Below are 21,277 nucleotides of genomic sequence, written 5' to 3' on the forward strand. Positions count from 1 at the left end.
AGGCTGTTACTGACAAAAATAGGGCAGCTATTCAGATTTTTCTATCAATAACACAAACCAAGACCGGGTTTCAATTGCTTGAAACCCGGTCTTCGCTCCCCCAAGTAGAGTATTTGCTAACCAAATTATACAGGATTTACAGAATATCTTAGCCCTGCCGGAATGGCAATTTTAGCGTAAACGATATTCATTTGCTGGTTTAAAATTAGTTTGCTAACAGTAGCATAAGTACCTGTATTTGTCTAAAAATAAACCTGTTTTACTTTAAATGGGTAACTTATTAAACTAATTAGTTTAAGAAGCTCTCTGTTTTTAAACCTATTGATTTAAAATACTTTATGTCCTTGGACTGGATTGATTTTGAAGTATATATCAATTTTTACTTGCTTAAAGAACTTGTTTTTAGTTAAATCAACCTTCTTGAGAAAGTTATTTTTCACTTGTTTGTCCAGTTTTTAATACAAAAAACTGGACAAATTGTTATATTTGTGATAGCATAAAGCTATGAGCATAACAAAAAACATAACAAACGCTATAGTCAGGCTACCCACCGGGCAAGTCTTCACCTACACCGATTTTCTGAAGGAGCCAGATCAACGGGAGGCGGTGATCAAAGCGCTCAATAGAATGGTGGCGGCGGGGAAATTGGCAAAGCTGGGGAAAGGAAAATACTATAAACCTGAGCAAACTGTATTTGGTACACTGGAACCAGATCAATATCAGGTCGTGAAAGATTTATTAAAAGAAAATGGTAAAGTGACGGGTTACCTTACCGGATATTCCATTTACAATAAACTGGGGTTAACCACTCAGGTTAGTAATACCATTCAGATTGGAAAAAACGACATCCGATCACAATTCAGGCGGGGGAGATATACCATTACATTTATTCGGCAGAAAAATGAAATAACGAGAGACAATATCCCCTTACTACAAATTCTTGATGCTATCCGCTATATAAAAAAGATTCCTGATACGCCTTTTCTTTTGTCGCTCGAGAGATTGCAAATCATATTAAAAGAGTTATCAATTGCAGACAAAAAGAAGATGGTTAGCTTGTCTTTAAAATACCCTGCATCCACACGCGCCCTTGTAGGTGCCATGCTTGAAAATTTAGGAAATAATGAATTAGCAGAAAAACTATCGAAAACACTCAATCCTGTAACCGTCTATAAAATGCCTGGAGCTTCTAAAATTATTGCGAATTCGGAAAACTGGAATTTGAAATGAAACTACACGAAAACAAAGAACTGTTCAGGCAGGCTATACAATTCACCGCACAGGATATAGGCATTCCTGAAGTATTCATTGAAAAGGATTATTGGGTAACCTTTGCCCTTTTCACACTATTCAATAGCAAAATAGGCGCTGAATCTGTTTTTAAAGGAGGCACCTCTTTACTAAAGTGCTTTGGAGTTATCAAGCGCTTTTCCGAAGATATAGACCTGGTTGTTTTAAGAAGGGATGGCGAATCGAATAACAAATTAACCACTAAAATCAGAACGATCAGTGAAATAGTTTCTAAGGTGCTTCCTGAGGTGAATCTGCCAAAAGTAACTGTTAAAATGGGCATGAACAGAAAAACAGCTCATGAATATAAAAAACAATTTTCAGGAGATTACGGTCAGATAAGGGATTTGATTATTGTGGAAGCTACATGACTGGGATATTTCGAGCCTTATACAGAAATGCCGATAAGTTCATTCGTGTATGACATGATGGAAAGAAGAGGGCAGCAGAAGTTAGCCGAAGAATACGGCTTGCGTCCCTTTACCGCAAAAGTCTTGCAGCCAACAAGAACCATCTGTGAAAAAATCATGAGCCTGGTGCGCTTTTCCTATAGCGATGACCCCATTGAAGATTTACGGCTTAAAATTCGCCATGCCTACGATTTGAATCAGTTATTAGAGGTAAAAGAGTTTTCCGATTTTTTCCATTCAGACGATTTCACTGATATGCTCTTGAAAGTAGGGCAGGATGATGTTGTTAGTTATAAATCCAACAATGAATGGCTCAAATTTCATCCTAATGAATCACTCCTGTTCAGCGATCTGGAAAACACCTGGGAACAGCTAAGAGCCGTTTATAATAATCAATTCAGTGCTATGGTATTCGGCGGTGAGATTCCGTCGGCAGATCAGATTTTGTTGACTTTACAGCAAATAAAAAAACGTCTTAAAGGTATAAGTTGGAATATAGATATAAGGATATAAATATAAATAACTCATACATCTGAAACATCTAAGTGCACATCAGAGAGGGCAGGTTATTACTATTTTAATCGATAGAGAGATGTTTTTCTTTGCTGTTACATGAGATAATTGTTCTCTTTTTCGATTAGTCTGTCACAACAGTATGCGCTATTGATGATCGCCGAAAGCAAACCAGATGAAAAAAATGTAATGAAGCTGGTGCTGGACAACCTTATCAACGGATATAATTAATCTAAAATAAAACCTGGTTTCAGTCAATTAAAACCCGTTTTTCTTTTGTATTTCCGGATAAATTTCGAACGTCTATTATACAAAACGTAGTAATAAACGTTTGTTTGCTCGTGCAACATTGTCTGTAAAAAACTATTGGCTTTTGACGGGTACTATTTACAAATGCTAAATGTTTTAAGATTTATAAAAATAGAGAAGATGACTAAACGTTTAAACTTAATTATATATAGCAAAAACAATTCATAAAGAATCGTTGATAATGTGCTTGTTTTAGAGTTGAAGATTTAAAACAATACAAAGAAAGTATTAATTGGAAACTGCTTAATCAAAACTAAACAGTTTCCAATTAACTTATGTAATCCGCATTAAACGAAAAGAAACTCAAAAGTAGGTTCCCACTTGTGAACTCCACCTGTTTATATTTTCGTGTACTATACGCTTTATGAAAGATGGATCTTTTGACGCACTTTGTTTGTCTAGTTCTTTGTTTGAATCAAATTTGGATAACCTGAAGAGATATGTAGCATTACCACTTTTAAGGTTCTCAAATATTAAAAGGTCTTTTGTTTTGTATTCAAACATTAAGTATTCATGGAAACCTCCTGTTCCAATTGTAACGTCATTTGGCTGTTGCTCTTTAAGAACAGCAAATCTATAACTATTGCCGGTGGATTCAAACTCCGGTGTGCCTTGTAAGCGGTTCTGTATTGTTTCAAGCTTTTCGGAAATTGACTTGTTGGAACATCCAGCGGGTAGAATTGATCTATCCTTAAATTTTGTTACTGGTATGATTGGTTCAAATTCCACATTGTACATTAAATAATAATTACTTAACGTGTATGCTAGATTCATAGCTGCGCCAGCTCTCAAATAATGTTGATCATTTTCTTGCATTATAAGCATAGGGAATACCAAAATAATTTCACCTTGAGGAGTCTTTGCTACAGACAATTCTAGATTGAATTTATGTAAAAGACTCTTCTCCCATATAGAAAATTCACGATCATAACTTATCCATCTTTCCCACTTCGAGTTATAGTACTCAATATGTTTCCATATAGAAATCTTTCGTTCCGGCCTTTTGCGAACAAGTTTTCCCGTTGTATTTTCACGTAAAATACCTTTTTTGCCTGTTAGTACTACTGAGCTTTTGATGCCTGCTATTAGGTCCTTAACTCCTGGATGAGTTTTGCCAAAATCAGTCAGATCTTTAATTCCGAAACCAATGTAATACTTTGTGTTTGGTTCTATAATACCTTTTAGGTATCTTTCTGGATTATTAACTCTTTTCATAAAAATATTTTAAAAATTTGTGATCAGGTTTTAGTTGCATCCGCTATGGTACTGATCATAGTTACTTATTTACCATCACACAGAATTTTTGAGAACATTTTGGAAAATTGAAAAACATTCCATTATATTTGCACTAGTTTAAAGTTTTACCACTTAGGGGACCAGCCGATGGGTTTCATAAAAACAGTTAGTTGTGTGATACTACGGTTTCTATTTGTAATAGTTTTGGTCGATAAATACATTTCCAAAAAGCAGACCTTCTTTAGTTTAATGACCTTCTGTCATTTTTTTGTCATTTATTTTAGTTCAAATAATTAATGTGATTGGTTGAGATGACTGACCGTCATGAAAGGTTGTCTTAATGTGTTTATTTGTCAAGTGAATGTTTAAGACGCTCCGCTTATTTTACTTAGGAGTTGTGGAAGTTTTATTTTTTGCATGATACATACAGCTTTTATTGCGAATGAGATTATAGGCTGCTTGATATTTATTGGGAAATTATCTACTTAATTATTATCCTTTTTTTACAATTATCTAACCAGATTCTGATTGATTTACGAGATTTTAGCGATCTGGTGAGATATGGTCTGACTCAAAGAAAATAGGTGCTTTGGTTAAAACCATCAGCGTCTTTATCATGTCAATTATCCTTCCAAAGCTTAGAATCCATATATTGGAATTGCTTTATTTTCGGTAAACTAAACCTTAACTAAGTAAATACACAATTTATACATGCTTATGAAATTAGATCACAGCACCCTCATGTTAGCTCGAGATGCGCGTAGTCATTACGACGCTTATGAAGTATTACAAGAAAAAACAAGTGAATTGCGCAGAACGCAATCAAACAAAATTGAGGAGCATCAAAAGAAGTTCAAAGATCTTAGTGTGCCAATGCCTCTTACAGAACACGATATGGATCTTTCAACACCAGCGCTTGTATGTTTAGCTTTTTCAATAGAACTACATGTGAAATTGCTTCTTCATACTTATGATATAACTGCCCGGGGGCATGATATTGGGAAACTAATGAAGAAATTGCCTGAAGCCGAAACAGCTTACATATCAAACCATCCATATTTTCATCCTTCGCAGCAAGGCGAAGGTTTTTTTGAGAATATTGATAAGGCTTCTAATTTATTTATAAGAACTCGATATTATTATGAGAATATGGGCACTCTTATCTCTAACACTGGGTTTTGTATTACGTTGGCTAAAGTGATTAGGAAGAGAATTGTAGAGCGCGTGCCTTATCTAAGAAATGATTTAGGCGTATTTTCCAAGTGAATGGTAGTTCAAAGTAGATTGTTTCCTAAAGGCGTTTTGTATAATGTCAGAAATCATCAATATCTAACCAAGAAGACTAATTCATTTGACTATCTAATAAACTGTATTTAACAAGCGTGTAGAGGAAATAAAAAAAGGACTTCTCAATTTTTACTTGAAAAGTCCTTGGAGGCTCCCCCTGCTGGACTTGAACCAGCGACCCTCTGATTAACAGTCAGATGCTCTAACCAACTGAGCTAAGGAGGAATTTCCCGTGTTGGGATTGCAAAAGTAAGAAAATTTTTATTCGAACAAAATTTTTTCGCACTTTTTTTTAATTTTTTTTTCGCCTTATCGCTTCACACACAATTCTTTAAATCCACTTGAACATTGACTTCGGCGGTAACCCAATGTACCAGCCATCTTCACGTTCTTCTATCGCATAGGTTCGCAGGTAATAACCCTCCCCGCTTACATTCCGGCCGTTCTTTAAACAGAACTTATACCGGTGTAACGGACACACTACATTACCCATCGCATCTACATATCCGCTCACCATATCCGCACTCGCATGCGGGCATTTTTGCTGAAATCCGTACAACTGATCCTGCCAACGGGCTATTCCAAGTTTTCTTCCGTCTACCTCTACCGCCGCCAGGTGCTGATCCGTCCAGTTGAGTTCGTTCGGATGCATCATAAATTTATGCCACTCTACCGTCATTATTCGAAGAAAATAGTTTTATATGGATAACGAACTTTATATAAGTCTTTTACCTTTCCTAATATCAACGAACGCAATTCTTCGATATTCGTTCGCTCAGCCGCAGAAATGAATACCGTATTGCCTTCGAGCTCATGCTCCCAACGTTCTCTCAACTCGCGCTTGATGTCGACTTTTACCTCTTCTTCGAGCCACTCGTCAAAGGTGTTTTTTTCGTACAGGTCCATTTTATTGAAAATGGTGAGCATCGGCTTTTCATCGGCTTTGATATCCTGTAAAGTCTTTTTCACCACCCCGATCTGGTCTTCATACTGAGGGTGCGAAATATCCACTACATGTAATAATATATCTGCTTCCCTTACTTCGTCTAACGTGCTTTTGAAACTTTCTACCAGATGGTGCGGTAGTTTACGGATAAATCCTACCGTATCACTTAACAAAAACGGTACTTGCTCAAACACTACTTTTCTGGTAGTAGTTTCGAGCGTAGCGAAAAGTTTATTTTCAGCGAATACCTCCGACTTGCTCAAAAGATTCATGATCGTTGATTTTCCAACGTTCGTGTATCCCACCAAAGCAACCCGGATAAATTCACCACGATCTTTTCTTTGTACAAAAGATTGTTTGTCAATTTCTTGTAATCTCTTCTTTAATAATGAGATTTTGTCTTTTACGATACGACGGTCAGTTTCGATTTCAGTTTCACCAGGCCCCCTTGTTCCGATACCACCACCCTGACGTTCAAGGTGTTTCCACATCCCTTTCAGGCGGGGTAAAAGATATTGATACTGCGCCAGTTCTACCTGGGTTTTTGCCTGGGCGGTTTTAGCACGGCGGGCAAAAATATCCAGAATCAGATCCGAACGGTCGATGGTTTTGGCTTTTACCACCTTCTCAATATTACTGATCTGTGATCCGCTTAACTCGTCGTCGAAAATAACCAGACTTACTCCTCTGGCAGCTACATAAGCGGCAATTTCTTCCAGTTTCCCTTTACCTACAAAGGTTTTAGAATCCGGATGAGGAAGTTTCTGTTGAAAAGTTTTTATAGTAGTGGCTCCGGCAGTTTCAGCCAAAAAAGCCAATTCGTCCAGGTACTCTTTAGCCTGCTCTTCCGTTTGTGATTTATGAACCAATCCCACAAGAACCGCTGTTTCTTCGTTCTTTATAATATTCTTATTCTCTAGCAAGGAAATTAATTTTACTACAAAATAACCACAAAAAAAGCGAACACCAAGAGGTATTCGCTTTTCTATAGTGAATGTTTTTATAATTATAAGCCTGAAATGTTAATTCCGATCTGGAACGGACGAATATCCGGGCCTGATCCTTCTTTAATAAAGGCGTTAAACTGGTAAGATCCGTACAAGGAGAACGCTCCCCAACCTACACGGCCGGTAACCTGTAAACGGGTACCATTGAAGAATCTTTTTGAGTGTTCCTGAACTGTTCCGTTTAAGATGGTTCCACCGTTTTTGTTTCTTAATGTTTTACCTTTTGAAGAAGCACTTACCAGTGTACCTACTTTACCGCCGATCGCCGCTTTGAAACTGTTCTTTTTGGTAGGATCAGCCTGGAATCTTAACTCAATAGGAGCTTCCAGATAAGCGGTTGCAATTTTATACTTTTTGTAGTTATTCGTATCAGCTACATTTTTGAAACTTAATTCGTTATTGTATTGACCGCGAATGTCAACAGTGGTTTTGTTTAAGAAGAAATTGTCGGTTCCCACACCGGCACCGATACCCACACTGAAACGAGGATCTGTTTTAAAAGGAAGGTCGAACATAAAATAAGCATTGAAGCTTCTTGAGATACCGCCGGCATTGATGGTATCAGGTATGCCAGACCAGCCATTGTAACCTAGCTGGAGCATAAAGTGGTCGTTTGAACGATTTGTAAGCTTTACCTTACTCCAATCCGTTTTCTCTTTTGTTTTCTTTACTTCAGTTGAGTCTTGTGCAGCCAGTGATAATGTAGAAGCAACAGCCAGAACTACAAATAATAATTTTTTCATCCGATATAATTAATCAGTATTGGTGACCTAGAGTTTGCAATAATAGCGAAGATTTTTCACTTTTTGCGTTTAGGTTTGTATTTGTAAAGCTAAGCTTTTTAAGAAAATGACCTAAAGCAGATTCAAAAATTTGCGTTAAAACCGGCTATTTACGGGTAACATGTATATTTTATCGACGAACTGTGATTGCCGCTCTACCAAATCTGCGTACCTATTATCCCCCCAAAAAAATACTTTTAATAATATCCTCAATGAAGTTATGCGAAACATCGCTCGCCTGCGATACTTAACCTGCGTTTTCGGTAAATGACCGGGCAATACAACTGCGTGACAAATCTGAGCCTCACAAAATAACCTTGCAAGCGTATTTGGGAGAGCGTTCTCTCCTTCATTCTGACTCCTGACATAATGCTGTCACCTGGTAGCGATAAGTTTGTTTTAATTAATCTTTAAAAGAATAAAAATGACAAACGAAACCAGTTCAATGTTTAAGTCAATCAATTTCCTCCACCCCACCCTTATTTCAGTCAACGGTATAGAGCTGGAAGTTTTTGAGGCCGGCAAACAACATAGCGGTAACCCTATTGTACTCTGCCACGGCTTTCCGGAACATGCTTTTTCATGGCGTCATCAGGTGCCGGCACTTGTTGCAGCTGGCTATCATGTCATCATCCCCAACCAGAGAGGTTATGGCAACTCATACAAACCGGCAGAAGTAACGGAATACGATATTGAACACCTGACAGGCGACCTGGTTGCATTACTGGATTACTATGGGTATCAGGATGCTACTTTTGTTGGGCATGATTGGGGGGCGAATGTTGTTTGGAATCTGGCATTGTTACATCCTCAAAGGGTCAATAAAATAATAAACCTTGCCTTGCCTTATCAAGAGCGTGGAGAAAAACCATGGATTGAGTTCATGGAAGCCATATTTGGCGGGGACTTCTATTTTGTTCATTTCAACCGTCAACCGGGCGTAGCGGATGCCATAATGAATGAAAATGCATCCCGGTTTCTTCGTAATATATTCCGCAAAAACCTGCTTCCTGCACCACCGGAGCGGGGAATGCTTATGATAAATCTTGCACAAGCAGAAAACTCACCCGGCGAACCTATTATGGAAGACAGCGAATTGTCTGTATTTATATCTGCCTTCGAATCATCCGGTTTTACAGGAGCGATAAACTGGTACAGAAACCTGGATAGAAACTGGCACTTAATGGCGAACATAACTCCAATCATTCCTCAACCAACACTGATGATCTATGGTGAACGCGACACGATTCCAAAATCTGAAACCCTAAAAAATTATGTTACTGATTTGGATATTATTAGTCTTGATTGCGGTCACTGGATTCAACAGGAAAAGCCGGAAGAAACTACCCAATGCATTTTGAAATGGTTAGAAGATCGGAATGCCTAGCAGTCAGCTGGAAATATATTATCCTCAAAGTTAAACGGGTTGGAGGCAATGGTTGAAAAAACATCAGTCTTAACAATCTGTCTGGCTTGTTTTATCAATCCAAAAAATCTAATATTCTATAGTAAACTCATTTGGTAATCTTCAAAAAAAAACGTATATTATAGCAGGAGGAGTCCTCCTGAATACCGGTGTTTTGAACATCTTTCAGATACCGGAAGGTATTGTTTTCCCTAAAGTAATTGTTTGTTTTACAGATATATGAATAATCACGGTTCTGTATATATTATTTTTTCTCTTTTCGTAATTTTTCCTATCATTATGCGACTAATTTTATAGAATAATACGTTAATGAAAAGCAATCGCGGGATGCCTGTAAGATTTGCTTTGAAACAGTTATTATGATGAGTAATCACCTTAACACCCAACTATATGGAATTTTTATCTAACCTCGACCCCTTGTTAAAGTCGTTCTGGTATGTAGCCATTCCAACGAGTTTGATATTTATCATTCAAACGATCATGACTTTTATCGGAACAGATGCTACTGACGGAATAGAGGCCGATTTCGAAGGAGACCTGGACGGTGCCCAGGCGCCTTTCCAACTATTCTCTTTACGAAACCTGATCAACTTTTTGCTGGGTTTCAGCTGGACGGGTATTTCGCTCTTCAATACCGTCGCTAACAAAACACAGCTGATTATTTTATCGGTTGCAGTCGGGGCCGGGTTCGTGTATTTGTTTTTTGTCATCATCCGCGAACTGCAAAAGCTCGCTGAAGACAATTCAGTTAAAATAGAAAATGCCCTCGGTAAAACAGCAGAAGTATATCTGACCATTCCCGAGCATAAATCAGGAATCGGTAAAGTATTGATCAGTATAAACGGGTCGGTGCGTGAGTTGGAAGCCATGACTGAAAATGGCCGGCTGCCATCAAACACTCCGGTAAAAGTTGTCAAAATAGAAAACAATAATATCTTAATCGTAGAAAGATTCTAAACATGCTAGACATTCCACCAATTGCAATTATCGTAGTTGCCGCAGTGTTGATTTTCGTAACCATCACTGCATTAGTATCGAGGTATAAACGTTGTCCGTCAGACAAAATCTTAGTTATTTATGGTAAAACCGGAGGTGCTTCTGCCAAATGTATACATGGCGGTGGTGCATTTATCTGGCCGGTAATTCAGGATTTTGCGTTTTTAGATTTAAAACCTTTGTCTATTGAAGCGAACCTCACCAATGCGTTGAGCCGTCAGAATATACGTGTAGACGTTCCTTGTAGATTTACCATTGCTATTTCAACAGATGCGGGAAGTATGAATACTGCTGCAGAAAGATTGTTAGGATTAAGCTCTGGTCAGATTCAGGAATTGGCAAAAGATATTTTATTCGGTCAGTTACGTCTGGTAATTGCAACCATGACCATTGAAGAAATTAACTCTGACCGGGATAAATTTTTAGATAACATTTCTAAAAACGTAGACAGTGAGTTGAAAAAAATCGGTTTGAAACTGATCAACGTAAACGTTACGGATATTAAAGATGAATCAGGTTACATAGAGGCATTAGGTAAAGAAGCTGCTGCAAAAGCGATCAACGAAGCGAAAATCAGTGTTGCAGAGCAGGAGAAAATCGGGGAAACCGGTAAAGCAATTGCAGACAGAGAAAAAGATACACAAATCGCAGAAACACACAGAGACAGAGATGTAAAAATTGCGATTACTCAAAAAGATAAAGAAATCAGCATTGCATCAGCTACTAAAGATGAAGCGATCGGTAAGGCTGAAGCGGAGAGAGATACGAGAATTAAAACATCTGAGGCGAATGCGATAGCTATCAAAGGAGAAAACGAAGCCAAAATTGCCATTGCCAATTCAGAAGCATTAAGAAGGGAAAAAGAAGCGGAATCATTACGCGTAGCGATGTCGGCCGAAAAAGTACAGCAGGCGAAAGCATTGGAAGAAGCCTACGTGGCTGAGCAAAGAGCTGAGTTAGCACGTTCTGAAAGAGAACGCTCCACTCAGATTGCAAACATCGTAGTACCGGCTGAAATTGCAAAACAAAGAGCCATCATTGAAGCACAGGCTGATGCGGAAAGAATCAGGGAAAATGCGAAAGGTGAGGCAGATGCGATTTATGCAAAAATGGAAGCGGAAGCAAAAGGTTTGTTTGAGATCTTAACCAAACAGGCAGAAGGTTATAAAGAAGTAGTAGCTGCTGCCGGTGGAGATCCGACCAAAGCATTCCAGTTATTATTAATTGAAAAACTTCCTGAGTTGGTAAAAACACAGGTAGAAGCCGTTAAGAATATCAAAATCGATAAGATTACGGTTTGGGATTCGGGTAATAATGAAAACGGTAATGGCTCTACCGCAAACTTTGTTTCCGGTATGATGAAAACCGTTCCGCCATTGAACGACCTGTTTAATATGGCCGGATTGAATTTGCCAACTTACCTGAAAGGTGAAGATAAAGGGGAGGATACTTCGGCGCAAGATAAAAACTAATTTATTAGCATAACCAGCTAAAGTAAAAGGAACCTGATCTCGATTCAAAGAGATTAAGTTCCTTTTATTTTTTATGTAAACATTTTAATTCTGATTTTATATATAAAAAAATACTCTATTGATGATTTAATTATTTTGCTGTATCATGATGTAAGGTTTATACTTATTAAAAAAAATAAGTTTCTATTTATCAGCGATTGTTGGTAAAAATTATATTCATTGTAATGTTGCAAATGGAAAATAGAACCCTGATACAATAAATTCTTAATAAACATGACCTTTTTACGCAGGCTCTTAACTATCCTCATCTTATTATTAATTAGCTTTTTGTCTTATTCTCAGCATCTTCAGCCGGTAGTCTCTATCCCTAGTGCCAATGCAGTGGCTCTAGGTAAATATGGGGATCTTCCTGTTTCATTGCATCGTGGTGAAGTGGATGTTAGTATTCCGATCTATAATTTAAACTTCGGACAAATGTCTGTGCCCATTTCTTTACAGTATAGCAGTGGAGGAGTTAGGCCGGATGTGTATCCAGGCTGGACGGGAACTAACTGGTCTCTACATGCAGGAGGCATGATTACCAGGGAGGTTCGTGGTTTTCCAGATGAGATGCAATTTCACCGATCTTATATTTTTTCCAGAGATACTAACAACGTTTATGTAAAAGAAGTGAAACATGGATTAATGACGAATGCTGTATTATTTAAAAATAACTGGTATGATTTCTCTAATGTTGATTCTGTTGCCAGAACAGGAATCACTAATGATGATGCGGATATTCAAACGGATGGGGAACCGGATATTTTCAGGTTTAATTTTAATGGTTATTCCGGAACTTTTTCTTTCGACCATAATAAGTTTTTTGTATCAGTAGGCAATCCTGACCTGAAAATACAATTCCTTTCAGATTCCTTCTATTATAAAACTTATGTAGCAGATCCTAACAACGGAAGTCATTATACTGTATTTACGAGAGATTGGGATCGTCCTTATGCTACCAATGAAACCGGAAAGCAGAGAGTGGCAGAGTTGAAGTTTTATGGATTTCGGATAATAACTCCTGATGGTAATGCTTATGACTTTGGTGTGAGAAATCCGTTCACTGAATCGGTTTTTTATGAATCAAGTGTTGATTTTTTTGCCCAGCTTTGGGATAATGAACAAATCGATACCTGGTATTTACAGAGTATTACTTCACCCACCGGCCAGAAAATAAACTTTACTTATGAGTCTGATAGTCCGACGGCATATTTTGTGAGAAATATTTCATATGACAAAAGCTCAGCATCTTCAAGTGGAAGGGGAATTTTTCGTTGGCTTCTTTTCACCAATTCTACTACAATTGATCAAAAGAATTTAATTTCTGGAAAAATTATTAACAACGTTTATTTAAAGTCTATTGAATCGGAAAATGAAAAAATAGAGTTTCACAGAAGTGCTTCCAAACAACTTTTTTATAATATTGATGCTATTCATGACGCATTGTTTGTGTATTCAACTTATTATAATAAAGATATTCATAATTATATTTCGCCCAGGATTAGATATTTACCCGGCAACAGTGCGCTGTCTCGTCCATTTGCATACATTCTGAGAAATGAGGATTACATTTTTGTAGATAAACCAGTGCTTGAAATGGTAAATTATGGAGCATTTAATCATAAAAAATTAGATAGTATTAATGTTTATGATAAAAGAACAAATGGTAGAATTAGTAGAACGCATTTTACTTATTCCAGCGATTCAACAAAACGCCTAACGTTGTATTCAGTACAGAGGAAATCGAAAGACTTTCGTTATGCGTCAGAAGATTACCGCTTTGAATACGATAGTACATTATTACCTGATTATTTATCTATGTCAACGGATCATTGGGGTTATTCAAATGGTAAGAATATAGCATTAGTTAATTATAATTTTACAGAATTTTCAACATATGGAGGCTTAAAGGCGCCTGATTTTAATTATGCTAAAGCAGGGTCCCTCACCAAAGTATATTGGCCAACCGGAGGTTCTACGAAATTTACCTATGAGCCTCATTCTTATGAACAGCTAGTGGTAAGAAGTGAAGCAGATGGAGCGTTCAGTTTACAATCGAAAACCGGAACAGTAGGAGGGCTTAGGATTAAGCAGATTGATGATATATCTGATAATGGTTCAGTACTTACACGGAAGTACGAGTATTCGGGAGGAATATGCAGTGGGTTGCCAAAGTATTTTTGGTTGGCTTATGTTTCAAAGCTGTCAACGGGTACCAACTATACGTCCGAAAGATTCTCCAGTCAATCATATATTCCATTGTCAACAAATGCGCTTTCTTCTCCTATCGGATATACATATGTAACAGAAAAGGTTGAAAATAGAGGTATTACAAAATACAAGTATACTAATTATGATATTTTAGATGAGAATGTTATACTTACAATAGATCCTACAAAATCAATTTTTTCTCCTTTCTCTTCAAAACATAGTAACAGAGGACTTTTGTTGGAAAAGAGGATATTTGAAAATTTTTCAGAGGATTCATTGCAGTTGATTCAGCATGATACATATGAATATAATATAAATGATCCGGCTTTGCAAGGACATTATTTAAGAGCAATCTATTCAAATCCTGTAAATATTTTAGGAGGAGTAACTCTTTCGGCAGCTGCCTATAAGATTTATAAGTACCCTGTTTTGAAAACTAATTCAACCACGAGATATTACACTAATGGAGATAGCTTGCCGGCGATGATAACTTCTATCGATTTTAAATATTCTGAAAATTACGCTCATTTAAGTCCTAAAAAGACTATAAGAGTTAATTCCAGAGGTGATACTTTAACGGAAAGTTTTACCTATCCATACGATAGCAATTCAGATATTTTTCGGGCCATGACTGATAGTTTTAATATAATTAACCCTGTGATACAGCAAGTAGATAGTGTTGGTAATAAAATGGTAAAAAGAGTATCGAATGGTTATGGAAGGTTTGCTAATAGAATTTTTCCAAGTTTTTCGGTAATAGAGAATGGGGTAAGCTTTCAGGCAGAGCGATATGAATTCTACAATTATGACTCTTATGGTAATATATTATCAAGAGCTAAACTTTATGATTTGAAGGAAGGCTATGTGTGGGGATACAACGGTCAGTATCCTATATTGAAAGCTTTGAACACAGAACCTTTTGAAATCTGGTTCATGGGGTTAGATGAAAATGGTAAAGTTGTAAAGAAAGATGGTGGTTCAAACCCACCCTGGAGTATAGTTATTGATTCAACAGCCCCAAAGTATCCATATACTTTTAGTTCTACTAATGCTTCTATGTTAACCGGAATGTCACTTGATACTTCAAAAACTTACTTATTTACTTATTGGGCAAAGGGGTCTGTTAGTTTATTACCAATTTATAACATTACTATTCTAGACCAAAAAACTCAGGCGAGAGGAAGCTGGGTACATCATGAATTAAAATTTAAATCGAGTAGCCGTAGTTTAAGTATAGTGATACCGGCGTCGACCTTTGCAAAAGAGTTTTTGATCATACCTGAGGATGCTATAGCTTCTGTTTACACTTATGTTCCTGGTGTCGGAATGTCATCGGAAACTGATCCTTCAGGAAAAACAACTTTTTATGAGTACGATAATATGAATCGACTTAGTATTGTAAGAGATAATGACAGGAATATTTTAAAGCAGTTTTGTTATAATATTAAAGGTGAAATAGAAGATTGCCTAAGCTCAATATATTACTATAATACTGAGCTTACAAAAAGTTTTATTAGAAATAACTGCATCTCTCCGGCTGTGCCTGACACATTAAATTATACACTTCCGGCAGGATTTATTGTTTCGACCAACAACCAGGAAGATGTTGATTTGAGAGCAAATGCTTATATTGATTCAGTCGGACAACAATTTGTCAATGATAATGGCAAGTGTGTTTATTATAATCTGGAAATGACTAAATTGTTTACAAAACAGTGTATGCCCGGTTTCCAGGGAACAACGCATGAATATACTATATATGCAGGAGAGTTTTCTTCACTTATAAGCTTTGAACATGTCACTTTTCTGGCACAAACAGCACTCGATTCCAGAGGTCAATCAAATGCAACACATGTTGGTTTATGTACGCGAAGTTGTGATTCCTGTTCAGGAGAAGATGTAAAGTGTGTAAATAATGCGTGTGAGGCAGGGCTATTTATTGTTGTAGATTGTGTATATGATCCGGGTCGGGCAGTATATTACTGGACTTATTATTACAGGTTTAGTGATAACTCAGTGTCACCGACTGTTACGATTGAACAAACAGAACCTTGTTGGTTTTAAAAAAGAATAAAAAAATGAAAAATTTATTATTACTGCTTTGCTTGCTATTAATCAACAATTTAATATTTGCTCAAAACGCAAATAGTGCAAAAAATGCTTATGACAGAACTAAATGGATTGTGGATTCATTATCGTTGAGTAAAAAAATGGAGCAAAAGGTTTATAATATGCATCTTTCAATTGAGCATAAAATAGAAAAGCTATGGACTTCCTATTCTAATCAGGATTCTATTAAAATTCATATAAGAAAGATAGAATCTCTGATAGATGGAGAGTTATATAAAATTCTTGGAAAACCCCTTTACGATGAGTACAAACAAAAACAATTAAACAGGCTAAGGTCTTTAGCTGCTAAGCCAAGGGAATCGTAGCATAAAAGATAATAACTTAAACTACAGGTCAATGATAGTTTTTATAATAAACATTTACACCCTCCAAAAAAATATTTTTTGGAGGGTGTTCTTTTATACTTAATTACTCCACATTATTATAATAGGTATAATCTTTCGTTATTTTTCCGTTCTCAAATTCAAAAATAGTACAGATCGGAAGTTCTAACTGCATGCCTCCTTCTCCGTTTCCAACAGATACAAACTCTACAACAACAACATTTTGTTTAGAAGGATAGATACTCTTTACTTCATCTTTCAGGTCAGGAAACATATGTGTCAGCTCGCTGTATTTTTTTACAAACTCTTCTTTCGATAATCTATGATGGCCAGGCCCCATAGCCGGATCTTTAAATGCTGCATTGGAAGAATACATGTCATATAACTTTTCCCAGTCATGTTGATTGAAAAGATCAAAGTATTGCTGAACCAATTGCTGATTCGGAGACGCCGCATCGCCAATAACATTATTGGCCTCAGCAGCATTGTCATTACAGGCGGTTGCAACTGATAAACAGATTAATGATAAGAATATCAGATTTCTTAAACGCATAATTGATAATTACTTTAATGAAGAATATGTCCTTTGATAAAAAGTGTATACATATATATAATATGTAACAACGAAAAGTTTCCTTTCCTTGTATAGGACAATTGAGACCTTGAATAAGGGACAAAAACAGACTTTTTTTTAAAAAATATTTTTTCTTCAATTACTGGTTGCTTAACTGCAGAGCAAATTCACGAATTATCTTAATATTATTCTGTTTGTATGTTTTATTCGTTGATATATGTTCAAATCAGTTAATAAGAAACTTGCTGATTATTAATTTAGTACAGTATTGGTTTTTGTTATCGATTGTTTCTTGCAATATTTTTTCAGATTTCTTTTGTTTCTTTTTTTATTAATCTCTAATATTTGTTGTGTCTTTCACTTGTATATGGTTGTTATAGTTATACATTAATACTAAATATTTTTATATGATATTTCTAGTAACACTTCTGTTTGCTGTAGGGCCTAAAGAGCTCATCCTTATCGTTATAGCTATCCTTATACTTTTCGGAGGAAAAAAAATTCCTGAGTTAATGCGGGGTATTGGAAGAGGAATCAGTGAGTATAAACACGAAAGGAATAAACAAAGAAAAGATACAGATGATTGATTATAATATAATATACTATGGTTTATTTGAAACTGCTGAAAGTGTCTTACTCCAATGCACTTTTCGAGAAACGTAAATTTCTGGATGCTAACCAAAGCTATAAAAACAATTTTGAGCAGATAGGAAAAGATTTTTTAAAGGCTTATAACTATTCGTTAGGAGATAAGTCTTTAGAAAAGAGCGCTTCTTTCATAGAATCGACTTCTGTTTTATATAACAGAGGGTTTATGTACGAAGGAGCTTCTATGGCTCACGGATTTAATATAGAAATGTCCCTTAACCGAAAACTCGATTGTTATAGTAAATTATTCTCCGAGTGGAATGACCATATATATATGGTACATGTAGGGCTTGGCTGGGCATATTCAAGAATTCCACTTTTCTCAGTTGAATCCAGAATTAAAAAATTTGATCCTGTACTACGTTGGTTGGTGATTGACGGAATGGGCTTTCATGATACTTACTTCTATACAAAAAAGGTTTTGATAGAAAAGAAAGTAAGTCAGAAGTTGAAAGATCCATATGCTACGCATGTTTATTATCAGGGTGTGGGTCGCTGCCTGTGGTTTGTATATTCAGGTAATCTTAGTCTTCTGAATAAAACGATTGCTTCATTTCCTTTAGAATATCAGACCGACCTGTGGGCTGGTGTTGGATTGGCTTCTGTATATGCTGTTGGTGTAGATGAAAATATTTTATCTGCGGTAAAAACATTACCACAGAAATTTTTTCCGGCATTTGCCCAAGGTGTTTGTTTCGGCTCAAAAGCGAGAGGAAGGGCAAAGAATATAACCGACTTAAATGCCAATGCTGCGCAGCTGCTGATTTCAATGGATATTAATGAAGCGGCATCATTAACAGACCAATTTTATCCGGTAGGTGAAGGCGAATCTTCTGCACTGGATCGTCAATGGAAACAAACAATTCAAAACTACTTTAAATAAGAAATTGATGTCATACAAAATAGCCTCTACATTTTTTGCATTACTCATTCCGACTTTCTTTTATTTTATGACCATGCCCGCTTCGCTCAGTGAATCGGAAAAAGAAGAACTCCGCAACTCATTTAGTTTTGAGGTTGAACAGTTGCCGCTTTTCAACGATAAAGAAGTAAAATTCGTTAGAGAGGTGCATCCAAATTATACCCATATATCAGCATGGATTTCATCAGTTGGCGCAGCTGCTACAATTGCCGATCTGGACGCTGATGGAAGAAACAATGATCTGATACAGGTTGAAACCAGAACCAATCAGGTAATTGTTTCGAATCTTACACCTGATCATTCTACTTACGCTTCCTTTGAACTGATTCCGCACGGCCTTGACTATGACTATACAATGGCACCGATGGGTTCGCTGGTGTATGATTTTAATCGTGATAGTAAAAATGATATTTTAGTTTATTATTGGGGACGCTCTCCGGTTATATTTTATCAAACCGATTCTTTTCAGTTTGAAGCTACTGAACTATTAACGCCCTACCAGGTATGGTTTTCTAATTCTGCACTGCTAAATGACTTTGATGGAGATGGAAATGTGGATATACTGGTTTCGAACTATTTTCCTGAGAATTCAAAGGTTTTAGATCCGTTTGCCACTGATAATGATCAGGTGATGCAACATTCTATGTCGAGAGCCAATAACGGCGGGTCTACTTATTTTTTGTTATTTGACTCTGTTGTAAACCAACGGGCGAACTATCATATTGATAATAACTGGCAAAAGGATATTCCGAAATTAAATGGCTGGACATTAGCCGTTGCAGCTGCTGATATTGACGGAGATATGCTACCTGAAATTTACCTCGCGAACGACTTTGGTCCCGATCAGTTGTTCCACAATCTTTCTACACCGGGCAAGCTGGCTTTTAAATCATTGAAAGGTGTTCGTCAGATTGATGACATCCGTTCCAGTGTTCTGGGAAAAGATTCTTTTAAGGGAATGGGTGCTTATTTCGGCGACTTTAACGGAGATGGATTATTGGATATTTATGTGAGTAATATTGCCGATGATTTTGCATTGGAAGAATCACACTTCTTATTTATTAATAATGGCAATTTTGATTTAATGGCAAAAGGAGTGGCTCCTTTTAAAAATTATAGTGAAGAGTTTGGTTTGTCGCGCAGTTCATGGGGTTGGGACTGTAAGCTGGCTGATTTTAATAATGATGGTGCTATTGAAGCGCTGCAGGCAACCGGCTTTTTAAAAGGTGATAAAAAGAAATGGGCAGAGTTGCAGGAGCTGGCAATTACCAACGATGAGTTATTGGCTAAGCCCAAGTTCTGGCCAAACTTTCAACCGGGCTCAGATCTTTCAGGCGATAGTAAGCTGTTCTTTTTCGCCCAGTCAAAAGAAGGAAAGTATTTTGATATTTCAGGTTTAGTAAATCTGGATCGCCCTTCTATTTCACGGGCATTGGCTGTCAGTGATATTGATAATGATGGAATGCTTGATTTTGTGGTAGCTAATCAATGGGAAGATTCCTATCTCTACAAAAATACATTGAAAGGTAACAACAGCTTTATAGGTGTAAAATTATTCCTGTCCGATTCAATTGAAAATATTGTTAAGCATAATTATGTGTTGGCCGGTAATACGTCATTGCCATATGGGGCAACTGTTACTTTCGAACATAATAATAAAACGTATACACATTATATTGACGGAGGAAACGGACATTCCGGTAAAAACTCTCCGGATATTCATTTCGGTATGAGCGGTTTTAATGCGAAGGATTCTGTAGCAGCCATTGTGAAATGGATAGATCAAACAGGAAAAAGAAACACCAGAAACATCTATTTAAATACCGGATGGCAAACTATTCTATTGCCTTCTAATTAAACCAAACTATATGGATTTAAGAATTGCAGCCCTAATCAGGTTTAGTATTGCTATTACCGTTCTGAATATTGTTGGTCACTTTTATTTAGGCATAGAACAATCCTGGTTACATCCGCTGGTAGCATTAGCTACCTGTTATTCATTGGAAATATTTTTTCAATACTTAGAATCAAAAAAAAGAAAATCTGTTCCCCGATACAAAGGCAGTTTTAAAAACTTAGTATTGTTTTTATTACCGGCGCATATCACAGCGATGGCAGTATCAATGTTGTTGTTTACGAATAAAGGTATCTGGCCGGTTGTATTTGCTTCATCAATAGCAATTTGCTCAAAAGTGATATTCAGAGTAAATGTTGATGGTGTTAAGCGACATTTTCTGAATCCTTCTAATACAGGAATCGCATTAATTCTGATTCTGTTTCCCTGGGTAGGTATTGCTCCTCCCTATCAGTTTACAGAAAACCTGCATGGTTGGGGTGACTGGATTATCGGACTGATTTTTATATGTGTAGGCAGTTTTCTGAATACAAAATTAACCAAGCGTATGCCGCTTATTTTATCCTGGTTTGTTTTTTTCCTTATACAGGGGGTGGTTCGCGCCTATATTATGGATGGTGAGGTCATAGCAGCAATTTCACCAATGACCGGCATTGCCTTTTTGCTGTTTAGCTTTTATATGATTTCAGATCCGGCAACAACCCCCTCTGATTTTAAAGGGCAGATCATTTTCGGGGCAAGCGTAAGTATAATCTATTCTATTCTGGTATACTACCATATAGTTTTTGGTCAGTTCTTCGCATTGCTGATTGTATGTTCTGTAAGAGGAATTTTGCTTTATCTGAAACCTTATACTGTAAGAAAGCCGAAGTTTCAGGAGAGTCTTGCTCAATAAATTTTT

At 36.8% G+C, this 21,277-nt stretch carries 16 protein-coding genes, 1 tRNA gene and 1 pseudogene; 12 read left to right on the forward strand and 6 right to left on the reverse strand.

Going from position 1 to position 21,277, the window contains the following annotated elements:
* Nucleotides 1-504: 504 nt before the first annotated feature.
* Nucleotides 505-1,230: a type IV toxin-antitoxin system AbiEi family antitoxin domain-containing protein gene (locus D9O48_RS00005; RefSeq protein WP_126969330.1), complete on the forward strand. Its 726-nt coding sequence runs from the start codon at nucleotides 505-507 to the stop codon at nucleotides 1,228-1,230.
* Nucleotides 1,227-2,213, forward strand: a pseudogene (locus D9O48_RS18985) (nucleotidyl transferase AbiEii/AbiGii toxin family protein). Before D9O48_RS00005 ends, D9O48_RS18985 begins: the two are co-directional and overlap by 4 nt.
* Before the next feature lie 612 nt (nucleotides 2,214-2,825).
* On the opposite strand, the gene D9O48_RS00015 reads toward D9O48_RS18985, so the two are convergent.
* On the reverse strand, nucleotides 2,826-3,737 hold the full coding sequence (locus D9O48_RS00015) for a hypothetical protein (RefSeq protein ID WP_126969332.1): 912 nt from the start codon (nucleotides 3,735-3,737) through the stop codon (nucleotides 2,826-2,828).
* A 738-nt stretch (nucleotides 3,738-4,475) separates the two neighbouring features.
* Between D9O48_RS00015 and D9O48_RS00020 the strand changes: the two genes are divergently transcribed.
* Nucleotides 4,476-5,024: a hypothetical protein gene (locus D9O48_RS00020; protein ID WP_126969334.1), complete on the forward strand. Its 549-nt coding sequence runs from the start codon at nucleotides 4,476-4,478 to the stop codon at nucleotides 5,022-5,024.
* Between the two features lie 172 nt (nucleotides 5,025-5,196).
* Here the strand turns inward: D9O48_RS00020 and D9O48_RS00025 are convergent.
* The 4 genes from D9O48_RS00025 to D9O48_RS00040 all read right to left on the reverse strand — a co-directional run bounded on the left by D9O48_RS00025 (nucleotide 5,197) and on the right by D9O48_RS00040 (nucleotide 7,741).
* A tRNA-Asn gene (locus tag D9O48_RS00025) sits at nucleotides 5,197-5,270 on the reverse strand.
* Nucleotides 5,271-5,376: 106 nt separating this feature from the next.
* The gene (locus D9O48_RS00030; protein ID WP_126969336.1) at nucleotides 5,377-5,724 is read right to left on the reverse strand and encodes a Rieske (2Fe-2S) protein; all 348 of its coding nucleotides are present in this window, start codon (nucleotides 5,722-5,724) and stop codon (nucleotides 5,377-5,379) included.
* On the reverse strand, nucleotides 5,724-6,914 hold the full coding sequence (hflX, locus tag D9O48_RS00035; RefSeq protein WP_126969338.1) for a GTPase HflX: 1,191 nt from the start codon (nucleotides 6,912-6,914) through the stop codon (nucleotides 5,724-5,726). Before hflX ends, D9O48_RS00030 begins: the two co-directional genes overlap by 1 nt.
* Before the next feature lie 83 nt (nucleotides 6,915-6,997).
* Nucleotides 6,998-7,741, reverse strand: coding sequence for an outer membrane beta-barrel protein (locus D9O48_RS00040; RefSeq protein ID WP_126969340.1), 744 nt, complete (start codon nucleotides 7,739-7,741; stop codon nucleotides 6,998-7,000).
* 463 nt (nucleotides 7,742-8,204) lie between these two features.
* Between D9O48_RS00040 and D9O48_RS00045 the strand changes: the two genes are divergently transcribed.
* From D9O48_RS00045 to D9O48_RS00065, 5 genes are all read left to right on the forward strand, one after another.
* Nucleotides 8,205-9,167 (forward strand): alpha/beta fold hydrolase, encoded by a 963-nt coding sequence (locus D9O48_RS00045; RefSeq protein ID WP_126969342.1) that lies wholly within the window; start codon nucleotides 8,205-8,207, stop codon nucleotides 9,165-9,167.
* A gap of 429 nt (nucleotides 9,168-9,596) precedes the next feature.
* Complete coding sequence (locus tag D9O48_RS00050) at nucleotides 9,597-10,163, forward strand: NfeD family protein (RefSeq protein ID WP_126969344.1); 567 nt, start codon at nucleotides 9,597-9,599, stop codon at nucleotides 10,161-10,163.
* Between the two features lie 2 nt (nucleotides 10,164-10,165).
* Nucleotides 10,166-11,674 (forward strand): flotillin family protein, encoded by a 1,509-nt coding sequence (locus tag D9O48_RS00055; protein WP_126969346.1) that lies wholly within the window; start codon nucleotides 10,166-10,168, stop codon nucleotides 11,672-11,674.
* Nucleotides 11,675-11,947: 273 nt separating this feature from the next.
* Nucleotides 11,948-15,988, forward strand: a complete 4,041-nt coding sequence (locus D9O48_RS00060; RefSeq protein ID WP_126969347.1) for a DUF5977 domain-containing protein — start codon at nucleotides 11,948-11,950, stop codon at nucleotides 15,986-15,988.
* A gap of 14 nt (nucleotides 15,989-16,002) precedes the next feature.
* Nucleotides 16,003-16,359, forward strand: a complete 357-nt coding sequence (locus D9O48_RS00065; protein WP_126969349.1) for a hypothetical protein — start codon at nucleotides 16,003-16,005, stop codon at nucleotides 16,357-16,359.
* A gap of 103 nt (nucleotides 16,360-16,462) precedes the next feature.
* Here D9O48_RS00065 and D9O48_RS00070 read toward each other — a convergent pair whose 3' ends face one another.
* Nucleotides 16,463-16,930 (reverse strand): nuclear transport factor 2 family protein, encoded by a 468-nt coding sequence (locus tag D9O48_RS00070; protein WP_126969351.1) that lies wholly within the window; start codon nucleotides 16,928-16,930, stop codon nucleotides 16,463-16,465.
* A gap of 428 nt (nucleotides 16,931-17,358) precedes the next feature.
* Here D9O48_RS00070 and D9O48_RS00075 point away from each other — a divergent pair, with 428 nt between their 5' ends.
* The 4 genes from D9O48_RS00075 to D9O48_RS00090 are packed head-to-tail and all read left to right on the forward strand — an operon-like array spanning nucleotide 17,359 to nucleotide 21,271.
* Complete coding sequence (locus D9O48_RS00075) at nucleotides 17,359-17,538, forward strand: Sec-independent protein translocase subunit TatA/TatB (RefSeq protein WP_126969353.1); 180 nt, start codon at nucleotides 17,359-17,361, stop codon at nucleotides 17,536-17,538.
* 17 nt (nucleotides 17,539-17,555) lie between these two features.
* Entirely contained in the window at nucleotides 17,556-18,482 is a 927-nt protein-coding gene (locus D9O48_RS00080) for a DUF1702 family protein (RefSeq protein ID WP_126969355.1), read from the forward strand.
* Nucleotides 18,483-18,489: 7 nt separating this feature from the next.
* Nucleotides 18,490-20,379 carry a CRTAC1 family protein gene (locus tag D9O48_RS00085; RefSeq protein ID WP_126969357.1) on the forward strand — a complete coding sequence of 630 codons (1,890 nt, stop codon included), beginning with the start codon at nucleotides 18,490-18,492 and terminating at the stop codon, nucleotides 20,377-20,379.
* A 10-nt stretch (nucleotides 20,380-20,389) separates the two neighbouring features.
* The gene (locus D9O48_RS00090) at nucleotides 20,390-21,271 is read left to right on the forward strand and encodes an RnfABCDGE type electron transport complex subunit D (protein WP_126969359.1); all 882 of its coding nucleotides are present in this window, start codon (nucleotides 20,390-20,392) and stop codon (nucleotides 21,269-21,271) included.
* Nucleotides 21,272-21,277 lie beyond the last annotated feature (6 nt).

Source organism: Gynurincola endophyticus, assembly GCF_003991195.1.
Lineage (GTDB): Bacteria > Bacteroidota > Bacteroidia > Chitinophagales > Chitinophagaceae > Gynurincola > Gynurincola endophyticus.

Coding starts and splice junctions, on each gene's coding strand:
- D9O48_RS00075 (WP_126969353.1), top strand. CDS start 17,359: ATGATATTTCTAGTAACACTTCTGTTTGCTGTAGGGCCTAAAGAGCTC.
- D9O48_RS00055 (WP_126969346.1), top strand. CDS start 10,166: ATGCTAGACATTCCACCAATTGCAATTATCGTAGTTGCCGCAGTGTTG.
- D9O48_RS00030 (WP_126969336.1), bottom strand. CDS start 5,724: ATGACGGTAGAGTGGCATAAATTTATGATGCATCCGAACGAACTCAAC.
- D9O48_RS00040 (WP_126969340.1), bottom strand. CDS start 7,741: ATGAAAAAATTATTATTTGTAGTTCTGGCTGTTGCTTCTACATTATCA.
- D9O48_RS00065 (WP_126969349.1), top strand. CDS start 16,003: ATGAAAAATTTATTATTACTGCTTTGCTTGCTATTAATCAACAATTTA.
- D9O48_RS00090 (WP_126969359.1), top strand. CDS start 20,390: ATGGATTTAAGAATTGCAGCCCTAATCAGGTTTAGTATTGCTATTACC.
- D9O48_RS00060 (WP_126969347.1), top strand. CDS start 11,948: ATGACCTTTTTACGCAGGCTCTTAACTATCCTCATCTTATTATTAATT.
- D9O48_RS00080 (WP_126969355.1), top strand. CDS start 17,556: ATGGTTTATTTGAAACTGCTGAAAGTGTCTTACTCCAATGCACTTTTC.
- D9O48_RS00085 (WP_126969357.1), top strand. CDS start 18,490: ATGTCATACAAAATAGCCTCTACATTTTTTGCATTACTCATTCCGACT.
- D9O48_RS00050 (WP_126969344.1), top strand. CDS start 9,597: ATGGAATTTTTATCTAACCTCGACCCCTTGTTAAAGTCGTTCTGGTAT.
- D9O48_RS00070 (WP_126969351.1), bottom strand. CDS start 16,930: ATGCGTTTAAGAAATCTGATATTCTTATCATTAATCTGTTTATCAGTT.
- D9O48_RS00020 (WP_126969334.1), top strand. CDS start 4,476: ATGAAATTAGATCACAGCACCCTCATGTTAGCTCGAGATGCGCGTAGT.
- D9O48_RS00015 (WP_126969332.1), bottom strand. CDS start 3,737: ATGAAAAGAGTTAATAATCCAGAAAGATACCTAAAAGGTATTATAGAA.
- D9O48_RS00005 (WP_126969330.1), top strand. CDS start 505: ATGAGCATAACAAAAAACATAACAAACGCTATAGTCAGGCTACCCACC.
- D9O48_RS00045 (WP_126969342.1), top strand. CDS start 8,205: ATGACAAACGAAACCAGTTCAATGTTTAAGTCAATCAATTTCCTCCAC.